Source organism: uncultured Pseudoteredinibacter sp. (genome assembly GCF_947502065.1).
GTDB lineage: Bacteria > Pseudomonadota > Gammaproteobacteria > Pseudomonadales > Cellvibrionaceae > Pseudoteredinibacter.
In genome coordinates, this window is record NZ_CANMYE010000004.1 from 143,016 (window position 1) to 164,585 (window position 21,570).

At 45.7% G+C, this 21,570-nt stretch carries 18 protein-coding genes and 1 tRNA gene; 9 read left to right on the forward strand and 10 right to left on the reverse strand.

The window, feature by feature from the left end; genetic code table 11:
* Positions 1-111 precede the first annotated feature (111 nt).
* Both Q1A41_RS12200 and Q1A41_RS12205 read left to right on the forward strand, forming a co-directional pair.
* Positions 112-2,433 (forward strand): TonB-dependent receptor, encoded by a 2,322-nt coding sequence (locus Q1A41_RS12200; protein ID WP_299979218.1) that lies wholly within the window; start codon positions 112-114, stop codon positions 2,431-2,433.
* A 64-nt stretch (positions 2,434-2,497) separates the two neighbouring features.
* On the forward strand, positions 2,498-3,871 hold the full coding sequence (locus Q1A41_RS12205; RefSeq protein ID WP_299979221.1) for a glutamine synthetase family protein: 1,374 nt from the start codon (positions 2,498-2,500) through the stop codon (positions 3,869-3,871).
* A 268-nt stretch (positions 3,872-4,139) separates the two neighbouring features.
* Here Q1A41_RS12205 and Q1A41_RS12210 read toward each other — a convergent pair whose 3' ends face one another.
* Positions 4,140-4,427: a helix-turn-helix domain-containing protein gene (locus Q1A41_RS12210; RefSeq protein ID WP_299979224.1), complete on the reverse strand. Its 288-nt coding sequence runs from the start codon at positions 4,425-4,427 to the stop codon at positions 4,140-4,142.
* 148 nt (positions 4,428-4,575) lie between these two features.
* On the opposite strand from Q1A41_RS12210, the gene Q1A41_RS12215 reads away from it, so the two are divergent.
* Positions 4,576-5,127: a carboxymuconolactone decarboxylase family protein gene (locus Q1A41_RS12215; RefSeq protein ID WP_299979227.1), complete on the forward strand. Its 552-nt coding sequence runs from the start codon at positions 4,576-4,578 to the stop codon at positions 5,125-5,127.
* A 238-nt stretch (positions 5,128-5,365) separates the two neighbouring features.
* Here the strand turns inward: Q1A41_RS12215 and Q1A41_RS12220 are convergent, their stop codons facing one another.
* Both Q1A41_RS12220 and Q1A41_RS12225 read right to left on the reverse strand, forming a co-directional pair.
* Positions 5,366-6,046 (reverse strand): class I SAM-dependent methyltransferase, encoded by a 681-nt coding sequence (locus Q1A41_RS12220; RefSeq protein ID WP_299979230.1) that lies wholly within the window; start codon positions 6,044-6,046, stop codon positions 5,366-5,368.
* Positions 6,046-8,256 (reverse strand): EAL domain-containing protein, encoded by a 2,211-nt coding sequence (locus Q1A41_RS12225; protein WP_299979232.1) that lies wholly within the window; start codon positions 8,254-8,256, stop codon positions 6,046-6,048. Before Q1A41_RS12225 ends, Q1A41_RS12220 begins: the two co-directional genes overlap by 1 nt.
* 388 nt (positions 8,257-8,644) lie before the next feature.
* On the opposite strand from Q1A41_RS12225, the gene Q1A41_RS12230 reads away from it, so the two are divergent.
* The 5 genes from Q1A41_RS12230 (at position 8,645) to Q1A41_RS12250 (ending at position 14,450) form a co-directional block, all read left to right on the forward strand.
* Entirely contained in the window at positions 8,645-10,165 is a 1,521-nt protein-coding gene (locus Q1A41_RS12230; RefSeq protein WP_299979235.1) for a peptide MFS transporter, read from the forward strand.
* A gap of 178 nt (positions 10,166-10,343) precedes the next feature.
* Complete coding sequence (ychF, locus tag Q1A41_RS12235) at positions 10,344-11,435, forward strand: redox-regulated ATPase YchF (RefSeq protein WP_299979238.1); 1,092 nt, start codon at positions 10,344-10,346, stop codon at positions 11,433-11,435.
* 13 nt (positions 11,436-11,448) lie between these two features.
* Positions 11,449-12,414 carry a DMT family transporter gene (locus Q1A41_RS12240; protein WP_299979241.1) on the forward strand — a complete coding sequence of 322 codons (966 nt, stop codon included), beginning with the start codon at positions 11,449-11,451 and terminating at the stop codon, positions 12,412-12,414.
* A 121-nt stretch (positions 12,415-12,535) separates the two neighbouring features.
* A tRNA-Met gene (locus tag Q1A41_RS12245) sits at positions 12,536-12,612 on the forward strand.
* A gap of 119 nt (positions 12,613-12,731) precedes the next feature.
* Entirely contained in the window at positions 12,732-14,450 is a 1,719-nt protein-coding gene (locus Q1A41_RS12250; protein ID WP_299979244.1) for a site-specific integrase, read from the forward strand.
* A 106-nt stretch (positions 14,451-14,556) separates the two neighbouring features.
* On the opposite strand, the gene Q1A41_RS12255 is transcribed toward Q1A41_RS12250, so the two are convergent.
* From Q1A41_RS12255 to Q1A41_RS12265, 4 genes are all read right to left on the reverse strand, one after another.
* Positions 14,557-15,411 carry a hypothetical protein gene (locus Q1A41_RS12255; protein WP_299979246.1) on the reverse strand — a complete coding sequence of 285 codons (855 nt, stop codon included), beginning with the start codon at positions 15,409-15,411 and terminating at the stop codon, positions 14,557-14,559.
* 241 nt (positions 15,412-15,652) lie between these two features.
* Entirely contained in the window at positions 15,653-15,907 is a 255-nt protein-coding gene (gene yidD, locus Q1A41_RS20390; protein ID WP_363322385.1) for a membrane protein insertion efficiency factor YidD, read from the reverse strand.
* Positions 15,897-16,223: a hypothetical protein gene (locus Q1A41_RS12260; RefSeq protein ID WP_299979249.1), complete on the reverse strand. Its 327-nt coding sequence runs from the start codon at positions 16,221-16,223 to the stop codon at positions 15,897-15,899. The genes yidD and Q1A41_RS12260 overlap by 11 nt, the downstream gene beginning before the upstream one ends.
* Positions 16,224-16,314: 91 nt before the next feature.
* On the reverse strand, positions 16,315-16,878 hold the full coding sequence (locus tag Q1A41_RS12265) for a recombinase family protein (RefSeq protein WP_299979251.1): 564 nt from the start codon (positions 16,876-16,878) through the stop codon (positions 16,315-16,317).
* Positions 16,879-17,056: 178 nt separating this feature from the next.
* Here Q1A41_RS12265 and Q1A41_RS12270 point away from each other — a divergent pair, with 178 nt between their 5' ends.
* Positions 17,057-17,866: a hypothetical protein gene (locus Q1A41_RS12270; protein WP_299979253.1), complete on the forward strand. Its 810-nt coding sequence runs from the start codon at positions 17,057-17,059 to the stop codon at positions 17,864-17,866.
* Between the two features lie 152 nt (positions 17,867-18,018).
* Here Q1A41_RS12270 and Q1A41_RS12275 read toward each other — a convergent pair whose 3' ends face one another.
* The 3 genes from Q1A41_RS12275 to Q1A41_RS12285 form a co-directional block, all read right to left on the reverse strand.
* Entirely contained in the window at positions 18,019-18,534 is a 516-nt protein-coding gene (locus Q1A41_RS12275; RefSeq protein WP_299979256.1) for a hypothetical protein, read from the reverse strand.
* Positions 18,535-18,829: 295 nt separating this feature from the next.
* Positions 18,830-19,576 carry a hypothetical protein gene (locus Q1A41_RS12280; RefSeq protein WP_299979259.1) on the reverse strand — a complete coding sequence of 249 codons (747 nt, stop codon included), beginning with the start codon at positions 19,574-19,576 and terminating at the stop codon, positions 18,830-18,832.
* A 270-nt stretch (positions 19,577-19,846) separates the two neighbouring features.
* Entirely contained in the window at positions 19,847-21,040 is a 1,194-nt protein-coding gene (locus Q1A41_RS12285) for an ISL3 family transposase (RefSeq protein WP_299979262.1), read from the reverse strand.
* Positions 21,041-21,570 lie beyond the last annotated feature (530 nt).

Sequence of the window (21,570 nt, forward strand, 5' to 3'; positions counted from 1 at the left end):
GCCCGCGAGCTTAGACTATTTTAATAATGCGTTTGCGCAAAAAGGCCGAAGCCCTGGAGCTTAGGTCACAGCCAAAATAACACCTATAAAACTCCAGTGGAGAGTCTACCCATGAGCAAAACTACGCAATATTTTTCCAAAAGCCTTCTGTCTGTGGCGATTGCTGCAAGCAGTATGTCTGCAGCCGCAGTGGAAATTGAGGAAGTTGTTGTAACCGCCCAGAAGCGTGAACAAAGCCTGCAAGACGTACCATTAGCAGTAAACGCTTTTAGCCAGAACTTTATGGAGCGAGCCGGCGTTGAAGACGTTCGCGATCTCGTCGTATTGTCACCAGGCTTCAGTGGCGCCACTGAAGACAGCTTCTCTGATGCAATGGCCATGCGCGGTATTAGCACCAACGATTTTGGTGTTGGCGGTGACCCATCAGTAGCCGTATTTGTTGACGGTGTATGGGCCGGTCGTACCGGTGGTGTACAGAGCTCCTTCTACGATATGGCTGGCGCCGAAGTGGTAAAGGGCCCACAGGGCACACTATTTGGTCGTAATGCTATTGCCGGTGCAGTAAGCATCAAAACTCAAAAACCAGTAATGGACGAGTTTGAAGGCAAGGTAAAAGTAGGCATTGCCGAATACAATCGTTTTGATACTACCGGCACTGTAAACGTACCGCTAAGTGAAAACTGGGCCATGCGCGCCAGTGTTTACGGTTTAACCGAAGACGGTTACCTAGAAAACATCCAAGGTGGTGATGACTTTGGTTTCCACGATCGCAGCTCTGCACGTGTTGCTTTGCGTTACTCTGGCGATACCGTTGATGCCACCATTACTGCTCAGTATGAAGACCGCGAGCAGAACTCTTCCATTTACTGGGACGAAACCCTTGGCCTACCCAAAGATAAAGTTAGCCAAGATCTAAAAGGCAAAGACGCTATCGATGAAGGTGAGATCGCCAACATTACCGCTAATGTTGAGATTGATCTTAATGAAAGCATGAGCCTAACTTCGATCACTGGCTGGAAAACTTATAACTTCTACTACGTAGAAGATTATGACGCCCGCCCGACTTTGATCGACAACTTCTTCCTAGATACCGATGTTGATTACTTTAGCCAAGAGCTACGCTTAAACTTTGAAGCCAGCGATACCCTAGTGGGTTTCTTGGGCGCGAGCTACTACAAAGAAAGCATCGATGCCAACACCGGCACCATCGCGGACGAAGATGCACTATGTAATGCAATTGGTCGTACCGACTCCCCAGATTTTGATGGCCCGGTAACTGGCGGCTGTGCTGATCCAAACTTCTTACGCTACTGGCTAGAAGAAGAGCCTAGCGCTGACGATATCGCCGAAGCTCGTGACTCTGTTCTAGATGGCAAGCGTGAAGATATTTACAACAAAGTTGAAGCTGATGGTTGGGCGGTATTTGCCGATCTAACTTGGACTCCAGCTGAAAACCTAGACATCATGTACGGCGTTCGTTACACCGAAGACACTAAAGAAATGGGTATTCGTGTAGCCGACTCAGGTGGTTATTTAGGTAACAACTTTAACTTTGAATATGTAATTCCAGAGTTCGTTTACGACGAGCAAACTTGGAGTGACACCACCCAACGTATTGCTGCCAATTACCAGCTAAGCGATGAAATTACCCTATATGCCAACTATGGTCAGGGTTATAAGTCCGGTGGTTACGCGACCTACGGTGCGATCTTGGTTGATAACGATGAAGACGGCATAGCCGATCCGGGTACCAAGCCAGAAGCCTTTGCACCAGAAACTGTAGACAGCTTTGAGATTGGTATTAAAACCAAGTTGTTAGAAAACACCTTACAGGCAAACTTCGCTTTGTATTCTTATACTTACGAAGATTTGCAGTTGTCATATTTTGATAACGGTGCCACCAAGGTTGAGAACCTAGGTGAAGCTGAAGGTACCGGTTTCGAGCTAGACATTCGCTACTTGCCAAATGAAAACTTAGATTTGTTCTTCACCGCGTCTTATCAGGATACTGAAATCTCTGATGACACCGACGTTGTAGGCACCGCTTGTAACGAAGCTTGTGAAGGCAATCAGTTGCCATTCTCACCTAAGTTCAGCACCTCTACTGTGGCGACTTACAGCATGCCAATGGAAGCCGGTGAAGCTTACGTTACTGTTGAACACTTCTTCCAAGGTAAGCAGTACAGCGACTTGGACAACAACCCGCAAGTTTCCCAGGACAGCCACCACGAAACAAACCTTCGCATTGGTTACGATGCCGAAGCTGAGTGGAGCGCGGTACTTTGGGTAGAGAACATCTTCAGTGAAGAGTACTTCGAGCGTGGCTGGGCAAATGGTGACTTGAACAACCAATACGGTTACGGCATTAACAATACTCAAGTTTGGGTATCTAAGCCACGCACCGTTGGTGTTGAGTTCAGCTACAACTTTTAATTTGTTTTAAACCCGGAGCACGAAGCCAGCCATTGGCGAAATGCTCCATGCCAAAGGCATTGCTATGAACACATCCAGCTCGATAGATCCCCAGTTACAACAAGCTAGGGATTTTCTAGCGGCTAACCCCGACATTAATACCATTGAAGTTTTTCTTTGTGATTACAATGGCTTGCTACGCGGTAAACTGATTCCAAGAGAAAACCTGGAAAAAGTTTTTAAGGGTAACTTAAAGCTGCCCGTTACCGCATTAAGCATGGATGTTTGGGGGCGTGATTTAGAAGAGATCGTGTTCGCCACTGGCGATGCCGATGGCCTTTGCTTACCCGTGCCAGGAAGCTTACAACGCGTACCTTGGCGTCCAGGCACGGCTCAAATGCAAATCACCATGGCTGATATGGATGCCCAAGATGACGATAGCGACCCGCGTGTTATCTTGAGCAATATTAGCCAGCAGTATGCCGCCAAGGGCTTGCGCCCTGTGGTTGCTGTCGAAATGGAATTCTTTTTATTAAAAGCCGAATTAAATGCCGACGGCAGCCCACAGCACAGCAGTGTGGAAGCCGACGGTTCTGCAAGTTTAGGTGGCCAGCCTTACCATCTAGACAGCATGATTGAGCAGCGCGAGCTGTTGGATGAATTGCGTAGCGCTTGTGAAGCGCTAGACCTACCTGCCGATACTTTTGTGAAAGAAGCGGCACCTTCGCAATATGAAATTAATTTGAACCACCTGCCAGATCCTGTAGCCGCTGCCGATGCTGCGTTTTTATTAAAGCGTGTTATTCGTGAGGTGTGTCGCAAGCATGGTTATATTGCTTCGTTTATGGCCAAGCCTTTTGGTGATGAGGCTGGTAACGGTATGCATGTCCACTTTAGTTGCATCGATGAAGATGGCGAAAACATCTTTAGCGACGGCGGTGAAAAAGGCAGTGCGGCTTTGCAACATGCTATTGCCGGTACGGCCGCAACCATGAAAGATTGCATGGCCATTTTTGCACCTAACTTAAATTCCTATCGTCGTTTTCAAGCCGGCTGTCATGCTCCTACCTCACCTTGCTGGGGCTATGAAAACCGCACTGTAGCTTTACGCGTACCAGCAGGTGATGCCAAAGCTCGTCGTATCGAACACCGCATTGGCGGCGCCGACTGCAACCCCTATTTATTATTGGCTGCCATTTTGGCCGGTGCTCTAAAGGGTATGGAAGAGAAATTACCAGCGGATGCACCTATCGAAGGTGACGCCTATAGCCAAGTCGAGCCAAGCCTGCCGCAATTTTGGCCAGAGTCTTTAAGCTTGTTTGAACAGTCCGAGTTTATTCCAGCGACTTTCGGTGAAACCTTCCACCACCGCTACGCCTTGTGCAAACGCCAAGAGCTAAATGAATTCCACAGCCGAGTAACCCAGCTGGAATACAGCAGTTACCTAAAGTGCATCTAAATCCCCCTCCGAACAGGGGTCAGATCCCTCGGGATCTGACCCCATATCGAAGCCGCAATCTACCGGCCGAGAATGTCTAATTAAAGCCCTCTAGAACGAACCAATAATCACACCACAAAAACACTTTCGCGTTCTAGCCTCATCGAACCAATCCCTTCGAAAAGAAGAGCAACGCCCCAATAGCCCGGCTCCGAAAACGGGGTCGGCCCCGAACGGGGTCAGATCCCTCGGGATCTGACCCCAAATCGAAGCCGCGATTTTATGGCCTTTACAAATTTTTATCCGCCCAAATATTCAGCTGCAATAGCTGCTCCACTAGCTCTGCCCCTGCAGAAGAATACGCAAAGCCCTCTTCATCATGCTCAACAATACCCAACTCCCGCAACTCTTTAAGCCTGCGATTCAAACTGGTCGGCGACAAATCATCGCAACGGGCCTGCAGCTGCCTAAAGTTCATCGGTTCATTACGTAGCTCCCATAAAATCCTCAAGGCCCACTTCTGACCCAGGACATCCAACAGACGCATAATGGGCCGTGACGAGTTATTTGTACTCATAAAACATCTCTCTACTAAGACCCACGGGAATCTTTACAAATCTTGCTACATAAAGTGTAGCAAATTAAAAACCAGCAAACTATATTTGCTACACATTATGTAGCAAAAAACTAACGAAAGCTTTATTTTGAACACAAAGGAGAAGCCAATGAGCGAGATACTCAGCCCACTGAAGGCGCCCTACCCAGCCAGTATTAGTGAGACTCTAAAGAAATACCCCGATATAGACGGCTATATACTGGCCTTGTTTCGAGTCTTCGCCAACAGCGAGCGTTTCTTATCCTACAGCGGCCCGAAAAACTTGCTGGATAAAAATAGCCCGCTAAGTTTGCGTGAGCGTGAAATCATAATCTTACGCTGCTGTGCCCAACTTGATTGTGAATACGAGTGGGGCGTTCATGTGGTGGGCTTTGCAGTAAAAGCTGATCTAAATGAAGATCAGATAAATAGTTTGTATCTTGGTTCAGGGCTGGATGATTGCTGGCCAGAAAAAGAGGCCGAGTTAATCAGCTTGGTAGACCAACTGATTCATAAGGCTCGCATCAATTATGATGAGAACCCGAACTTTAGCCAACACTGGAATAAAGACGAGCAATTGGAAATTTTTGCATTAGTGGCCAATTACCATTTAGTAGCTTTCGTTGCTAATAGCAGCAAGCTCGAACTTGAGCCCTTCGCCACACGCTTTCCTAAACCCTAAAAACTCGACCTCGAAAGCGGGGTCAGAACCCATGGGTTCTGACCCCAGATCGGAGCCGAGATCTACAATCCCAACACTCCTAATCGAAGCAAGCCCCGTTCAATACAAATTAGTATCAGCGCCAAATCAAATGCAACTTGCTGTGGAAAGGATTACTCAGATTGGTTTATTCGAAAAGAAAATCCCAAGGCTCCGAAAGCGGGGTCAGAACCCTTGGGTTCTGACCCCAGATCGGAGCCTATGTTGGCAAGCAGGACCAAGTAAGGGTTAATAGCCGCTTAGGGCGGCCAAAGTTTTGGCAATCCGCTTCAGCGATTTCAAAGCTGTAGTGCCTCTTGGGGCAAAGTACCTCCAGCTCTCCTGCTACCCCTATACAGATATCGCGCAACACCTCTTCGGTATAAAAAACCTTCAAGGTCTCCTCGCCCTCTTCCATTCGGCGAAAGTAACCTCGCTCATCCGCTTTATCAGCACCAAAATTAATATCACTTCGATGATTAAAACGTGCCACAAACTGGCCAGGTGTTTTAAGTAATCTTACCAAGCCAAGTAGTGTTTTCTGCAAGGCTTCATGGGGCATATAGTGCAAGGAAAGATTCGCCAAGATAAAATCAAAATCCTTATCTGCTAAGACACGAGGCAAGCTTTCGGCATCGGCTAACAATACGTCCTTTGCATGCCCTAAATCTTTCGCCTGCTGCAATGCGGATTCGCTGATATCGCTACTCAGTACCTTAAAGCCCAAGTTAGACAAGCAAGCGCTATCCAAACCCAAGCCGCATCCAATATCCAATGCGGAAGATTGCTCATTAAGCGATAACAATTGAGGAAGTATTAAAGAATCCAACCAAGGTTCATAAGGAATACCTTGATCAGTATTTAAACCTTGATAAAACTTGTTCCAGTATTGCTTTGACATCAGGCAGGACTTAACTCAAGCTCACCACGGCGATAAGCTTCGCAAAATTGAACGAAGTCTTGCATCGGCATAGGCTTGGCCAAATAAAAGCCTTGGATATAATCGCAATCAAAGACATTTAAGGCCTGCAACTGCTCTATATTTTCCACACCCTCAGCTATCACACCGATGCCCAAAGCTTTACCCATTTTAATAATTACCTCGACCAAGGTTCTGTCTTGGGTATTATCCAGAATATCCATCACAAAAGAGCGATCGATTTTAATAAAATCTACTGGGTAGTTGCGCAGATAGTTAATAGCTGAATAACCGGTACCAAAATCATCAATCGCAAAGCGAAAACCATTACTTCGCATTTGCTTTAGCTCATCTACCGGAGACTCATTACCATCCATAAATAAGGATTCAGTAATTTCAAAAATAATTTTTGCAGGATCGATACCGTGACTAGAGACCAGCTCTTCCCATTCTCTATGGGAACCTGCCGGGTAGAACTCACTGACGGATCGGTTTATAGAAACCGAAATATCTAAGCCCGCCAACTGCCACTGTTTATAGTCTTTACATACCCGCTCTAGAACCCAACGCCCTATCGATCGGATAGCACCGGTATTTTCAGCAACACCAATAAACTCATTAGGCGGGATAAAACCTTTCTCTGGATGACGCCAACGAATCAAAGCCTCACATTTAGTCACTTTAGCTGAATCAACATGCATAATAGGCTGATAGAAGACATCAAACTCATTGTGCTCTATGCCATTAAGGATTTCATTGTGCATTAGTAATTGATACTGGGCTTCATCTCGCATAGCATCATTAAAGAAGGTCACCCGGTTGCGCCCAGCGCGCTTCGCCGCATACATAGCAGTATCGGAATGACTCAAGATTGCTTCGGCGGTTTGCCCATCATCCGGGAAGACGGCGATACCAATGCTGCAACTCACTGAAAGCTTTTGCCCAGCGATATCGTAGGGTTGGTTTAAATAGCCCAAAATTCTATTGGCCAGCAAATCAACCTGGGTAGCACTTTCGGCGTTATGCATTAGGACAACAAACTCATCACCCGCCAAGCGAGCCACAACATCACTTTTGCGCACAAAGCCCATTAATCGGCTTGCCAACTCCTGCAATAACTCATCACCCGCACGGTGCCCCCAGGTATCGTTCACCTGTTTAAAGAAATCCAAGTCAATAAACATCAAGGAAAATTTTCTTTTTAAGCGAGTATGGGAGTTAATGGCTTGTTGCAATTGGTTCGAGAAAAAATTGCGGTTAATTAGCCCTGTGAGCGCATCATAGTTGGCTCGATAATTAGCCGATTGCACGGCTTGTTCTCGGCGTGCATAACTTTTCGCCACTGCATAAGCGGCCAAAGCAAACAAGCTCGAAATAAATAAACCAAAAGCAGCCGCCATGGCTAAACGAAATCCAGCGGAAGCCCAATTGCTTTTATCAACATCCACCGCTGCCAGCCAACGTGCGTTGGGCAATTCGATATTGAGCTGCACACTGGAGCGGCTAAAAGAAGAGGCATCCCCAAAGAAAACCTGCGCTGGTGAACCATCATCGGCCAACCAACGCAGTGCAACATCCTCTGGCAAATTAGGTGAATCCACTCCAGCACGTGACAGCATGGCACTGTGATCGACCACACCAACCACCATGCCCAGCAAGACATCCTTTTGGTACACCGGCAACAGCATATATAGGCAGAGCTTATCTTCGTGTAAATCTGGCCCTGCAATAAGCAAGTGACGACTATCAATAGCGCGATTTATAGCCGCTTCAAAAATCTCTAAATCTAATGCGGGGTGCCCTTGGCTGCGCCCTTGGCGGCTATCCAGCTTAAGCGTGCCGCTTGCCACCGGTATCCAACTTAGCCCTTTCATTTGGGTGCTATGCCCCATTAAACCCTTGGCCAGCATCTCAAATTTGCTAGCTTCCATATTGGGCTCAAGCATCACATTAGTATGTAAGCCTGATAGCATCATGCTATTACTGGTCATTAAGCCTTCTAGGCGAGCTTTAATGGCCAGCATCTCGGTGAGGGCATTGTATTGACGAAGGCTTTTGAGACGATTGGCCTCATAGAATAAAAGAATAGTGCACAGTGCAAACGATACGAGGAACACTGCTGCTGCAGACAACAAAGGATGCCTTATAAACGCCCTAAAGGGGTTACTGCTTGGGGCCGTTTCGTCTGTCATTCGAAGCTCTTTATGTCCTGCGATAACTCGGTAGCGCTGTGTGGCACAAAACCCTGCAGGAAATACTCCACAAGTTAGCACGCACCTTAAGCATTTTAGATCATTTTGCTTTGGACCTACTACTTTAGCGGGAATTACATGTAAATATTTAGCCAAATTGCAGCGTATTTTGGCGAATTGTTCCCGTGAAACATAAGGAATATTAGTTATACCCTTTATACAGCTATTAATCGCTCAGAAAATAGGCCAAGCGATTATTTTGGAGGGGTTTGGTAGGGCGTTCGTTTAGCTCTTTAACCCTTTTTAAAACACCTAGACAGGGGTATAGGCGTTACCTTTTCAGCAGGGTTTGAATTCCTACAGATTATAGACCAATAAAGGATATCCAATGAACCAAGAAGCGAGCTCCAACTCAGATACTAGCTTTTTCGGTCATCCGGCAGGTTTAACCACACTTTTCTTCACGGAAATGTGGGAGCGGATGAGTTATTACGGCATGCGAGCGCTTTTAGTGCTTTATATGACGGCCAGCTTACAAGAAGGGGGCTTGGTATTTACCGTAGCTTCTGCTGCCGCCATTTACGGCCTATACACCGGCTCGGTGTATTTTATGGGCCTACCAGGGGGCTGGTTATCCGACCGCATGTTTGGCGGCCAAAAAGCCGTCTTTTATGGTGGCGTGATCATCATGATCGGCCACATCGTGCTAGCCATCCCAACTGATGGCAGCTTCTTTATTGGTCTTATCTTTGTGGTATTGGGTACTGGTTTATTAAAGCCCAATATTGCCGCCCTAGTGGGCCACCTGTATAGCGAAGGCGATGCGCGCCGCGATGCGGGTTATGCCATTTACTATATGGGTATCAATATCGGTTCGGTATTGGGTTACTTTGTTTGTGGTTGGCTACAGCTTAATGTTGGCTGGCACTATGCCTTTGGTGCAGCAGCGATTGGTATGGGCATTGGCTTGATTCAATACAAAATGACCGAGCCTAAGCTAAAAGGTGCTGGCGCCGAGCCTGCCGAGCCACTAAGCCCAGAAGGTCGTAAAAAGACTTGGGCCGCTATCGGTATCTTCTTAGCCATCGTTGCGACTATTACTGGCCTAACCTATAACGGCACAATTGTTATCGATCCAGTGCCTGTAGCTCAGTACGTAGCGATTGCCTTTACTCTGATCTTTGTTGTCTATTACGCCTATATCTATTTCATGGGCAACCTAACCGGTAACGAAAAAAGCCGCCTATGGGCCTTGTTGCTTGTTTGTGTTGCCTCAGCGTGCTTCTGGTCTGGTTTTGAGCAGGCAGGTTCTTCAATGAACTTGTTCGCCCGCGACTACACTGATCGCATGATCGGTAGCTTCGAAATCCCAACCGCTTGGTTCCAATCCGCTAACGCCCTGTTTATTGTTGCCCTAACCCCATTCTTTGCTGCCCTTTGGATTAACATCGGTAAGCGTTGGGTAAGCCCGGCTTACGGCATTAAATGTGCAATTGGCTTAATCGTAATGGCCAGTGGCTTCTTGGTAATGTTCTTCGCAGCACAGTACGCTGCTAGCGGCTTGAAAGTGGCGCCTTACTGGTTGATCACCACCTACTTCCTACACACTGTAGGTGAACTATGCCTTAGCCCGGTTGCACTGAGTGCGGTAAGCCGCTTGTCACCTCGCCGCTTCCTAGGCCAGATGATGGGTGTATTTACCCTAACCTACTCTATCGGCAACATTATCTCTGGTTTGTTAGCGGGTAACTTCGATCCGAACCAAGTAGATCAGATGCCTAACCTATACGGCCAGATCCTAGTATTTGGTGTTGGTATTGGTGCGGTTGTACTGCTTATTGCCCTATACACCCGTAAGCTAGAAAACCTACCGGCTGACGACGACAAGTTCGAAGAAAAAGCCGCTTAAGCGCTTCAAAGCTAGATAGATAAAAGCCTAAATGCTCATTTAGGCTTTCTTAATCGATAGAAGTGGTGAAATGAAAATACCGCTTCTATCGATACTCCCTTCCTTGTAGTAGAATGCCCGCCTATTTTTTGTGCCCCCACGTGGGCGTTGATCCAGAATTTAAGCGAGACAGAACACTATGGGCTTTAATTGCGGCATTGTTGGCCTTCCCAACGTTGGTAAATCCACCCTATTTAACGCCTTAACCCAGGCAGGTATTGGCGCCGAGAACTTTCCTTTTTGTACTATCGAGCCCAATGCTGGCGTCGTAGCGGTACCAGATCCACGCCAAGATAAACTGGCCGAGATCGTAAAACCCGAGAAAGTGATCGCCACCACCATGGAGTTTGTGGATATCGCAGGCTTGGTAGCTGGCGCCTCTAAGGGTGAAGGTTTGGGTAACCAGTTCCTAGCCAATATCCGTGAAACCGATGCGATTGCCCACGTAGTGCGCTGCTTTGAAGACGAAAACGTTATTCACGTTGAAGGCACCATCAACCCAGCTGCCGACATCGATGTCATCAATACCGAGCTGGCGCTGGCCGATCTAGAAAGCTGTGAAAAAGCCCTACAGCGCTTTACCAAAGCGGCCAAGGGCCAAGACAAAGACGCCATCAAGATGAAAGCCTTGATGGAAAAGATCTTGCCGCATCTGAACGAAGCCAAGCCTTTGCGCTCTTTTGCTCTAAATGATGATGAGCTACAGCTATTAAAACAGCTTAGCCTGCTGACCCTAAAACCCACCATGTACATCGCCAACGTCGATGAAGAAGGCTTTGAAAACAACCCACACCTAGATGTGGTAAAAGGCATCGCCGCTGAAGAGAACGCTGTTGTCGTCACCATCTGCAACAAGATCGAAGCGGAAATTTCAGAGCTAGACGACGATGAGAAAGCCGAGTTCCTAGAAGAGTTAGGCCAAGATGAGCCAGGCCTAAACCGCGTAATTCGCGCGGGCTACGAGCTACTAGGCCTGCACACCTACTTTACCGCGGGCGTAAAAGAAGTACGCGCTTGGACCATCCCAGTAGGTGCGACTGCCCCACAGGCGGCTGGTAAGATCCACACCGACTTTGAAAAAGGCTTTATCCGCGCCGAAATCGTTAGCTACGACGATTACATCGCCAACAAAGGCGAATCGGGTGCAAAGGATGCCGGCAAATGGCGCCTAGAAGGTAAAGACTATATCGTTGCTGATGGCGACGTTATCCACTTCCGTTTTAACGTATAAGTAGGGCAAAGCAATGCATCAGCCCAGCGACCGTTGGCAGCTGGGCCTAGCCCTCAGCCTTTTCACCGTACTTCTTTGGGGCTCCCTGCCCGTTGCCATCAAAGGCCTATTGGCCAGCATGGATGTGAACACCATTATTTGGTATCGCATGCTGGTTTCTACCGCTCTTGTGGGTTGCTACTATGCCATCAAAGGCGGCTATCAATGGCGTAAGATGGCCCAGCCGAAACTTGGTATCCCCATGCTGGTGGCCGTTATAGGCCTATGCGGCAACTACTTTCTATGGGTGCGCGGCTTAGATCTTTCCAGCCCTGAGGCCGCCCAGCTGGTCATTCAAGTGGCCCCAATGCTGCTGCTCTTAGCCAGCGTTTGGTTATACAAAGAAGCCTTTCGCGGCTGGCAGAAGATAGGCGTAGCAATATTCACCCTTGGCTTATTGCTCTTTTTTAACCATCGCCTAGTGAGCCTATTTGGCGGGGGTGACAGCGGCGACGGAGACAGCCAATACAACTTAGGCGTAATAATCGTCTTTATCTCGGCCCTAAGCTGGACAATCTACGCCCTGGCCCAAAAGCAGCTTTTAAAAGAATTTGGCTCCCAAGAGGTCTTACTAACCATCTATATCGCCGGCGCCATTATCTTCTTCCCACTGGCCAAGCCAGAGCAGCTCTTAGAGCTGAATCGCACCGAGCTATATTGCCTAATATTCGCCAGCATCAACACCGCCCTATCCTATGGCGCCTTCGCCATGGCCATGGAGCACTGGCAAGCCAGCCGAGTAAGCGCCACCATCACCATCGTACCGCTCACCAGCCTCTTCTTCGTGCACCTAGCCGCCTGGCTAATGCCCGACATGATCCAGGCCGAAGCCCTAAATTGGCTAAGCTGGCTGGGCGCATTTATGGTGGTAGCAGGCTCCATGACAAGCGCCCTAGTCAGGCCCAAACAGCAGCCAATCGCCAGCGTCGAAGCAAAGTGAAAAAAAGCTGAAAAATTAAGCCCTTACCTCTTGACAGAGCAAGGGCAAATCGCGAAAATACGCGCCCTCTGAGACACACAGAGCACTTATTAAAGCGCTCACCGTGACATCAGGGTCCAGTGGCTAGGTAGCTCAGCTGGTTAGAGCACAGCACTCATAATGCTGGGGTCGGCAGTTCAAGTCTGCCTCTAGCTACCACTATTCTTAAAGGTTGGTGTTCACTCACCACGCAGCCCTTTAAAATCAAAGGGCTGCTCCTTTTCCCTCAAATCCTAAGTTATCTTATTTCACTGGTATCTAGGGATTTGCTACAAATCATGCTACAACAACGCTCATCTGGTATATATTACTTCCGCTGGTCAGTACCTATAAAGCTTCGCAGTATCGTCAAACAAACCGAGCTTTATAAGACCCTTCATACAAAAGAACAACTGATAGCAACTCAGCTATCCGCTTTAATATCAATGGAGTTAAGCAAGTTTTTATCTATGTGCACAGACGAAACCCTAGAAGCCTATCGTGAAGTCCTCAGCCTTGAATGGGCCGCCCTAAAGAAAAAAATCAGCCAAATAAAGCCACCTAAAACAGTCATACAGGGCTTACTTGGTGACTCAAATTCACTCGAAGAGGTTGAACGGCTTAGGAAACTTTATAAAGTTGGCGCTCTACTTATGACAACCGAAGGCTACCTAAACGAGCATGATCAATATTCAGTTTTCGAGCAGGCCGCCTATCCAATTGGCATACCTGAGCCGATTAAAGCAATAAAAGAAAACTCACCAGACCTTTACCACCGAATGGTCAAAGATAGATTTGCAATGAATGCCATCTACCATATACATAGCAGCCCACAGCTCCCAAACAACTTGACCCAACATTTCCCTCTAAGCTTCACTGAAGCAGAACTTGAACAGCTCGAAACCCATACAACTACTATCACCCCGGACAATAGCCCACCCGAGTCGCGACCAATTACCGAATATTGGAAGGATTATCAACAGCAAAAGATTGTTAACGGCGAATGGAAATCGGGCTCAAAAACGTTCAAGACGCACGAATCTTGGTTTAAGGATTTCTTAGACCTTTTACCTGCTGAAATATCTATCAATGATATTGATACAAGTATCGCACAGGACATTATTTCCTACACCCGAAGAATCCCCCGCTATCGCAAGCGTAGATTTGAGGATCAACCCTTAAAAGAGATCCTAGAACAAGAACAACAACTGTCAGACGGGTCTATTAATGATAGAGGCTCCGTTATCAAAGGCTTCTTTAACTGGTTACTCCACAATAAACACATAAGCCAAAACCCTTTTACAGGACTTAGGTGGGTAGTTAAAGCAGGCTACAAACCAAAACAAAATTATGCTGTATACACAAAGAAAGATCTAACCGAGTTATTCAATCTACCCAAACCAAGAATTTTGCACCGCTGGCAATTCTGGCTCCCACGAGTCGCTTTATTTACCGGGGCCAGACAAAATGAGATCGCCCAACTTCTAACGACTGACGTAATTAAATCAGAGACTGGTATTCTATACTTTTCAATCAATGATGAAGAAAACAAGAGACTAAAGACAGGTAACGCTATTAGATACGTTCCCATACATGACCAACTAATCGATAATGGCTTTATTGGATACGTCAACAGCTTAGAAAATGGCTCACTCTGGCCAGACCTGAAGCCCAAAGGTGACAGCCTAGGCCAACAAGTAAGCACCTACTGGAACGACCGACTTAAGACATATCACAAAATTCCCAGTAATCCAACAGATGAACGGGGAGGCCGAAAGGTTTTCCACAGCTTTCGTCACAACCTAATTACTGCTCTAGTAGATAATGGGCAAACCACAACTATAATTCAGACAATTGCAGGCCACGAGCCATCACTGCTAGGTGAAACTGCAACTTACGCCAACAAGTTTTCTGAAGCCAGCCTTAGAAATTGCCAAAAAGCAATCAACGGTTACACCCCCGAAGGAAAAATAAGCTGGGATGAAAGCGTCTATAAATACAAAAAAACAGGTAAATAAACTATTCCAACTGTACAGCCACCAAAACGAAACCGAAAAACGGGGGAACTCCCTCTTTTTCAAGGCGATGTGTCAGATCTGGCCTGAACCTCTACGCTTTAAATCATCACAACTGAAGGAAGTCACCTTCTTTAAGAGTAATTATAAATTCAGTCCTCACATCAGACGGCAAAGGTGAGACCGTATGATCCGAGTTAACCGTGTACTTGCTATATACCGTGATACGAACCTTACGATAGACTTCACTATTGTTAGGTTGATTAATAGGAATGATACTCGTAGCTTTGTTTGGGCCATACCCATGTCCGGCCGAATGCTCTGCACCACTCGCATCTATAAGAGTGAATATATGTGCATTCTCGCTCCCTCCCACCCTAATCTTTCCACCAAATCGATATTCTATATCTGGATCCAGATCAAATTCAGCGGTCGCCTGCAACTCTCCCACGTCTATAGTTAGCTTTTTTTTAACCTCGCCTTTAGCAGCCTTATAATCGACTATAAAGTTTTGATCCGCCTCAGACCAAGCTAGATAACTGGTTTCACCTGCATTTGGAAAATCAGGGACCGCAACACCACCACTTAACCCTTTAACAAAGACCCCGGAAACCGACTCAACAATAAAATTCGAACTTTGCACTGAAACCCCATCTACAATCAGCTCAGCACTGTGCTCACCAAGACCGAAATTAGGCCAGAACACTACAGTTCCAAAGCCATTTAGCCCATCGTTATCACACCTGTCAGCCGTATCCGATCTATCCCCACCATACAACATTGGCACCCTGTATTTTCCATCATCTATTGAGAGCTCGATAGCACTAGCATCACATGCCCACCCACGAACAAGCCCAACCCCACTAACCACGCTTTGGTTAGCGGGCGTCTCTAAGCTAACCTGTGCCAAAGTGGCCATCGGAAGTAGAGAGATCGCTAAAATTAACAGCAATTTTAAATTCATATGTAATCCTTAAGTCAGCACTCAGCTTTCAACGGTCGTATTAGCCAGTAACAACACTAATTTGCGAACCACCCTACACTTCATTATACAACTCCACCAAATCCAATTATAAACATCAAAAGCAAAGACGAATAACTATATCGGAAGTACGGTCAAGCCACTAAACCAATAACAGACATCATTAAATTAAGATTAGTCAGAATTTCAAAATATCATTAATTACTCAGACAATAAGTTTTTCTTATATACAAGTAAGAAGTCTGGAAAATGTCATATGCACCCCTTCAGCCACTCCAAATTCAGCTATTGAAACTCTGGCAAACTCGGAACAAGAGACATCATATCTGCAATTCACAAAAGTCAACATTGGCGACACCGAGATTTGATAAAAATCAAGAAGGGAAAAAGCTAAGTATTTCCTCCCCTCCTCACCAACGGATAGACAAGCACCAACGCCTACCAATATAGCTGCGAGAAATACAAATTTAAATTTCATTGCCACAGCTCGGGCAAAACTTCGGATTACCAGAATAAAACTTCCCGCATTCTCGACAAATCTCAGAATCTGACTTGGTTGCTTTTTCTTTTTTGTTGCCAGACATTGTCCAGATTAGCGCTGATGGTCCTGATATTGCAGCCCACACAAAGAACCAGACAAACATTCCGCATCCTATGCCGATGCCAGCGCCCGCTTCTTCCATTTCTGTCATAGGCCTGTTCAACTCTTCTCCCACACTCGCAATACCTGCAAACATCCCAATCAAACAAAACAGAGACCAAATTATTGTTACCCACTTAGCAATAGACTTCATAAAAAAAATCCTTTTGGTAAAGATGCTCCTAGCCATTTATACAGCAAACCCATATAACTAAAGCAAAAATATATTTACTTATTGAATCAAGTCAGGAAGTTAGGTAGGTGGGCTGAAGCGCCCTCATGATCGTAGCCCTAGAAACACCAAATTGTTTCGCAAGCTTTGACTTGCTAGCTCCCTGCTTATGTAACCGTCCTATTTCTTGTACTTGAGCCCCGGTTAAGGCTTTTGATTTCCCTCCTTTGTTACCTGTGCGCTCGCGTCCAGACTGCAAACGATCAACAATAATACTATGTTCTAGCTCAGCAAACACCCCCAAAAGCTGGGTCATTGCTTTTTGCATCGGACCATTAGAACTAGTATCTACCTGCCCATCAAGTGTTTTAACAGACACTCCCTTGTTTTGAAGATCAGATATCGTAGCCAAAATTGAGTTAAGCGAACGACCCAGCCTATCTAGTTTGGTTAGTACAACTACATCCCCTTCCCTTGAATAATCAACTAAGGTCGAAAGCATCTTGTGGTTGTCTTCAGATTTTCCAGACTGCTTACCATGAAACACCTTCTGGCACCCAGCCTGCTCCAAAGCCTCAATTTGTGCCGATAGGTCTTGATCCATCGTCGACACCCTTGCGTATCCTATTAGAGCCACTAATCCCTCCTGTTCATTACTTTGTAGTTTTGAACATCCTCAAAAGGAATGTTCAATTGTAACAATACCAACAAGTGAACACCTGTTCAATACGAGCCTTACATTTGAACACTATGCTTCACTGTACATAAAGGACCCCTGTTGATAGGGTGCTAGCACTCTGAAAAGGACTTTAGAAATGAAGGATGATACCCCTGCGTTTTTGTACCACTACACTTCAATTGAAAACCTCGCTTTAATTTTGTCCCACAGAACAATTCGCTTTCGCCAATTAAGTACCTTGAACGACCCATTAGAAGGAAAAAACGCTGATTTTGCTTACGCTGAAAAACTTATTTTTTCATCATCATGGACAGCGTCTGAGCAAGACTCAATTCCCATGTGGAGTCTTTATACTGGTCTGAAAGGAGTTAGGGTTAAACTCCCGATCGACTTATTCAATCCCAGAGATGAAATTACATATGGCAAATGGGGTAATGGGCATATTAATGCTGCAAGCATCTCACCCCCTATTGAGATGTTGATGTTACCTACTCAAAGTGGAAGGCGTGCCGTACATAAATTCTCACACGTAACTGGACCAGATAAAATTAATTATATAAACAGCGAATCAGTTGGTGATCTTCCCCCCGTAAGAACCAAAACGATAGGATTTTGGCACACCGCTAAAAATCCAATGGAAGGGTTCGACCTCTCAAACATAGGGCTCCATAAGATTGAAGACTGGTCATTTGAACACGAATGGAGATTTCGAATCCCTCTAGCTATTCAAGCAACTATCGAAGGGAATAGCTTGGAAGAATACTGTGAAATCATGCAGCCAAGCCGCGACTACATCGACCTACCCATTCGAGCTGAGGCACTTCAACAAATAGAGGTAATGCTAGGGCCTAAAACTACACAAGGGGAGGAAGTCTTAGTTAGAAGCCTGATAAATACGATTGTACCAAGTGGAAAGATCACAAAAAGTGAAATTCAAATCAGATGAGTCTCAGAGCCAATATAAGCCATTTTAACGGGATTTATTCTGGGCGCCCAGTGATGGCAAAGTCCCATAGAAACCGCTCAATCAGCCTCTCACAGCCAGCAAGCTGGGAATTAAATTCACCTTCCCCGGATTTTAAGGAGGGCGGAGTGATGTTAAGCGTAACAATCCTTGGGGATAAGGCCTTTCTTAATCCAACCATGCCTTTGCACCTTATCTTGCTTGAAGTAGCGGTTCAGATCATGAAGCATGCCCGTACGAATTGAAGCTGTATGATTTTTGGCCTTCTCTTGATTCCAAGGTTCTGATTTTGTGGATACTGCCAACCCGCTTCTCTGAGCCCAAGACTCAATCCGCGCTATATCATTATCAACACCATTGGGGGAATCTGAGACAAAGTACAATGTTAAAAAGGGTGCCGTAAAGTAACCCGACTCATCTTTCAAGTCTTCAAAATAGTACTTTGGCACATTCTTAATCGCCAGCTTCCAAAAAAAGCCTTTAACCCCATTTCCTCGCCCCAAGGATTTTCGGAGAGATTCAAAGTGCTCCCTAGCATTTGAACAATCACTAGAGACCTCAAAGAATACAGAAATCCTATATGTCCAATTTACGGACTCAATTGCATTTATTATCTGTCTTTTCTTGTATTGGTCAGATGATTCAGTCAATCTCTACTTCCTTAACTATTAACTACTAAAGCAATATATTAATATCTTATTTGATGTCTATATGCATTCATTTCATTTGATCTATTTAGCAGCTATTAAGACCTCTATTTAGAGTTAATATTAAGTATAAGTGTATTCCTTATACTACATGCGCATTTTTAGTGCCTAGCTTAGCCCTCAGGCCCTGTATATAAGGGGGATTGAACACCAGCAAGCTAGTTAAAAGCTCCCCAAAATGGCAAAACTTACCGGTAGGCATTCAAGCCTACTGTCTTTTTATCGCCCCCACTTTAACCTACTTCACCCATTGAGCCCTGATGTGCTCAAACAGCTTGGTATTTGCCTCAGCTAGACCAATTTGCATAGCCAAAACTGTCTCTGTTTGCTTTTTAAGATGTTGGCTATATCCACCACCAAACTGGAGATCATCTCCCGTTTCGAAGAAAGTTGATGTTTGATTTTCAAAAGAAGAATGAGAATAACCACTACAGTGCTTTTTGACCTTTCTAAGAAGCTCTAGATTACTTTTATCTAACTTAAGCTTAGAGGCATTGTGAACACACAATCCAAAGGAGTTCATAGGGTATAACCTTTTAGCCTTGCTCTTGCTGTACAACCTTTCCTGATAATCAATTTGCTTTACTCTCTTGGCTTTTCCACCCTTCCATTCAACCACCAGCTCTAAGCTCCCTTGGTAGCTAAGTAGAATTGCCGTCAAAACAGACTCTAAGTGTACGCGAAGTGTGTTGCAAGACTGAGGGAAATACCCATCACACAATAACTTGATCGAATCTACCAAGTTTACATATGAATATAGATAGAAGTGGCATGCCCGCCTTTTCTGATCGCTTCCTGACCTATTGGCAACTTCAACTAAACTCATAAGCTTTGGAAATAAGTCAGCAAGTGAGCTACATAAATATCGGACATTTGGTTCAAAATCCTCAAAGAAGCACGCTCTTCTGGAGTCCTGCCCAGAATTAAAGAAAACGAATGAACTATCGGGATTGGAAAAGTCTATATCATCGGCAATCGTAGCCATTGGGGAGCCTCCGTGCTTATTACTTCCATAATTAGATTATCGTATTGCTACAAAAACTGCTACAAAATGCTAGCATATGGGGGTGGATTTGACGGTAATTCAAGGCCTTACAGGTATGGTAGATAGTCTGCCTCTAGCTACCACTATTCAAAGGCTAGCAGGTTAGTACCTGCTAGCCTTTTTTATTGCCTGCTCTATTTGGTACACAGTTTGGTACACAGCTGAATTTGGTACAAAAAGCGGCTCTACCCCATTAACGGGGGATGGCATTCATATTGGTCGGTTAATAATTCCATCCCAGCCACAATGGACCATGACTCTTAACCGATAGTTTTCAAAATTTCTAAAACCATACGCTCGTCTCGACATCATTTCCATCTTATTGCGGAAACCCTCTGTGATCCCGTTTGTTTTGCTGAATCTCCACATCGCCAATATTGGCCCCATCCAAGACTTGAGGGTTTGGGCTAATGATCTTAGCGGGCTGTCTTCCAGCTGATCTATCAGTGACAAGTAGCGAGGTAAGTGCTTCCTGGCTCGTTTGGCTGTCAGCGTTTTTAGCAGCATAAAACGAATAAGCTTTTGCTTGGCGATATACAATTCCTGCAGCACAGGGTAATCGCCCAGGTAAGTCATCAAGTTCGCATGTTGCTCGTTGCTTAAGTTCCATTTATGGCGGCGCATTAAACTAAGCAGCCCTCGGTTTCTTCGCCCTTCTGGGTGATGTTGTTGCCACACCTTCAGAAAATGTTGATTCACCATCCGAACTACATGAAACCGATCCGCTACAATAGTCGCTTGAGGAAAGTATCGACGTGCTATGCTGCGATAAGTTTCCGATAAATCCATGACCACCACCTGAACATTGGATTTACCTCTTAAGCCTTTTAAATAAGACCTCAAGCTCGCCTCGGAGCGCCCGAGTTTTACATCAAAGACCCTATGCCTTCTAAGATCTACAAAGGTTGTGGCGTAGCCTTTCTTGCGAGTAAAAAAGTGTTCATCAATACCTAAAACCTTAGGGCAATCGCGCTCACTCATCTCAGAACGCTTCATGTCGATGTGATGTTGATACCAACGCTCTACCGTAGCGGGGCTGATATCGTGAGTTCTTGAGAGCTTGCGCTGGGTCACGCCGCCATCGTGAGCCTCAAAGACTTCTAAGCGGTAAGACTCAGTTGCTCGATACCTTGGCCTAATGCCAGCAAAAGGGTGGCGAAAATAGCGGTTACAGCATCGACAATGATACTTCGGCACCTTGAGGTGCAAAGTCATTAAGTGGTTGCCCTGGCGGGTGTGCTTCAAAGTGCGCTGATGTGTCGCTTTAATCCTTAGATTGTGGCTCTCACAATGCTTGCAGGGCGGCCTGTTGCTGGGTCTAGCCCAGACTTCAATGCCGTCATGGCGGTTAACCCTCTCTACAAGTAGCTCAGAAATGCCTACAATGGTTGCTGCGTGGGACATCGGTGTTTCTCCATTAAAATGATCTTCGCAAATCTATTTTTTAATGAATGCCGGTGTCCCCCGTTAATGATGAAGAGCCCAAAAAGCAGCCCCAAAGTGTATTTTAACCCACCAGCAATGACGCTGGTTTTGCTAAAACTCCACATAGCCAAATTCGGCGCAACCCTCAAATTCAGACTTTGAGCAAACTTCCCACTTAACCCTCCTTTGCTCCGCCGGGAATACCAGCACAAAACAAATAACTGGAAAACTCATAACTATCGCCAAAAGATGTGGAATTGTTACTGCAATCAAATTCAATTACTGTGGCGGAAAAATGAAATTCCAACATACATGGATAAACTGAACGCAACTAAAAGCGACCGTTCGTCGCCTGCCGTTTTTTCGTTGAAAAATACGGTAATTTGCATGACAAATAATTAGTGACAAAATTTAAGCCACTGTTTGCAAACACTTTTTATTTTTTTCCTTCACAAACAAGAAAGTTTTTCTCAAAAATAAATTCCAATTCAAGAAAGATAGGCCCTAAC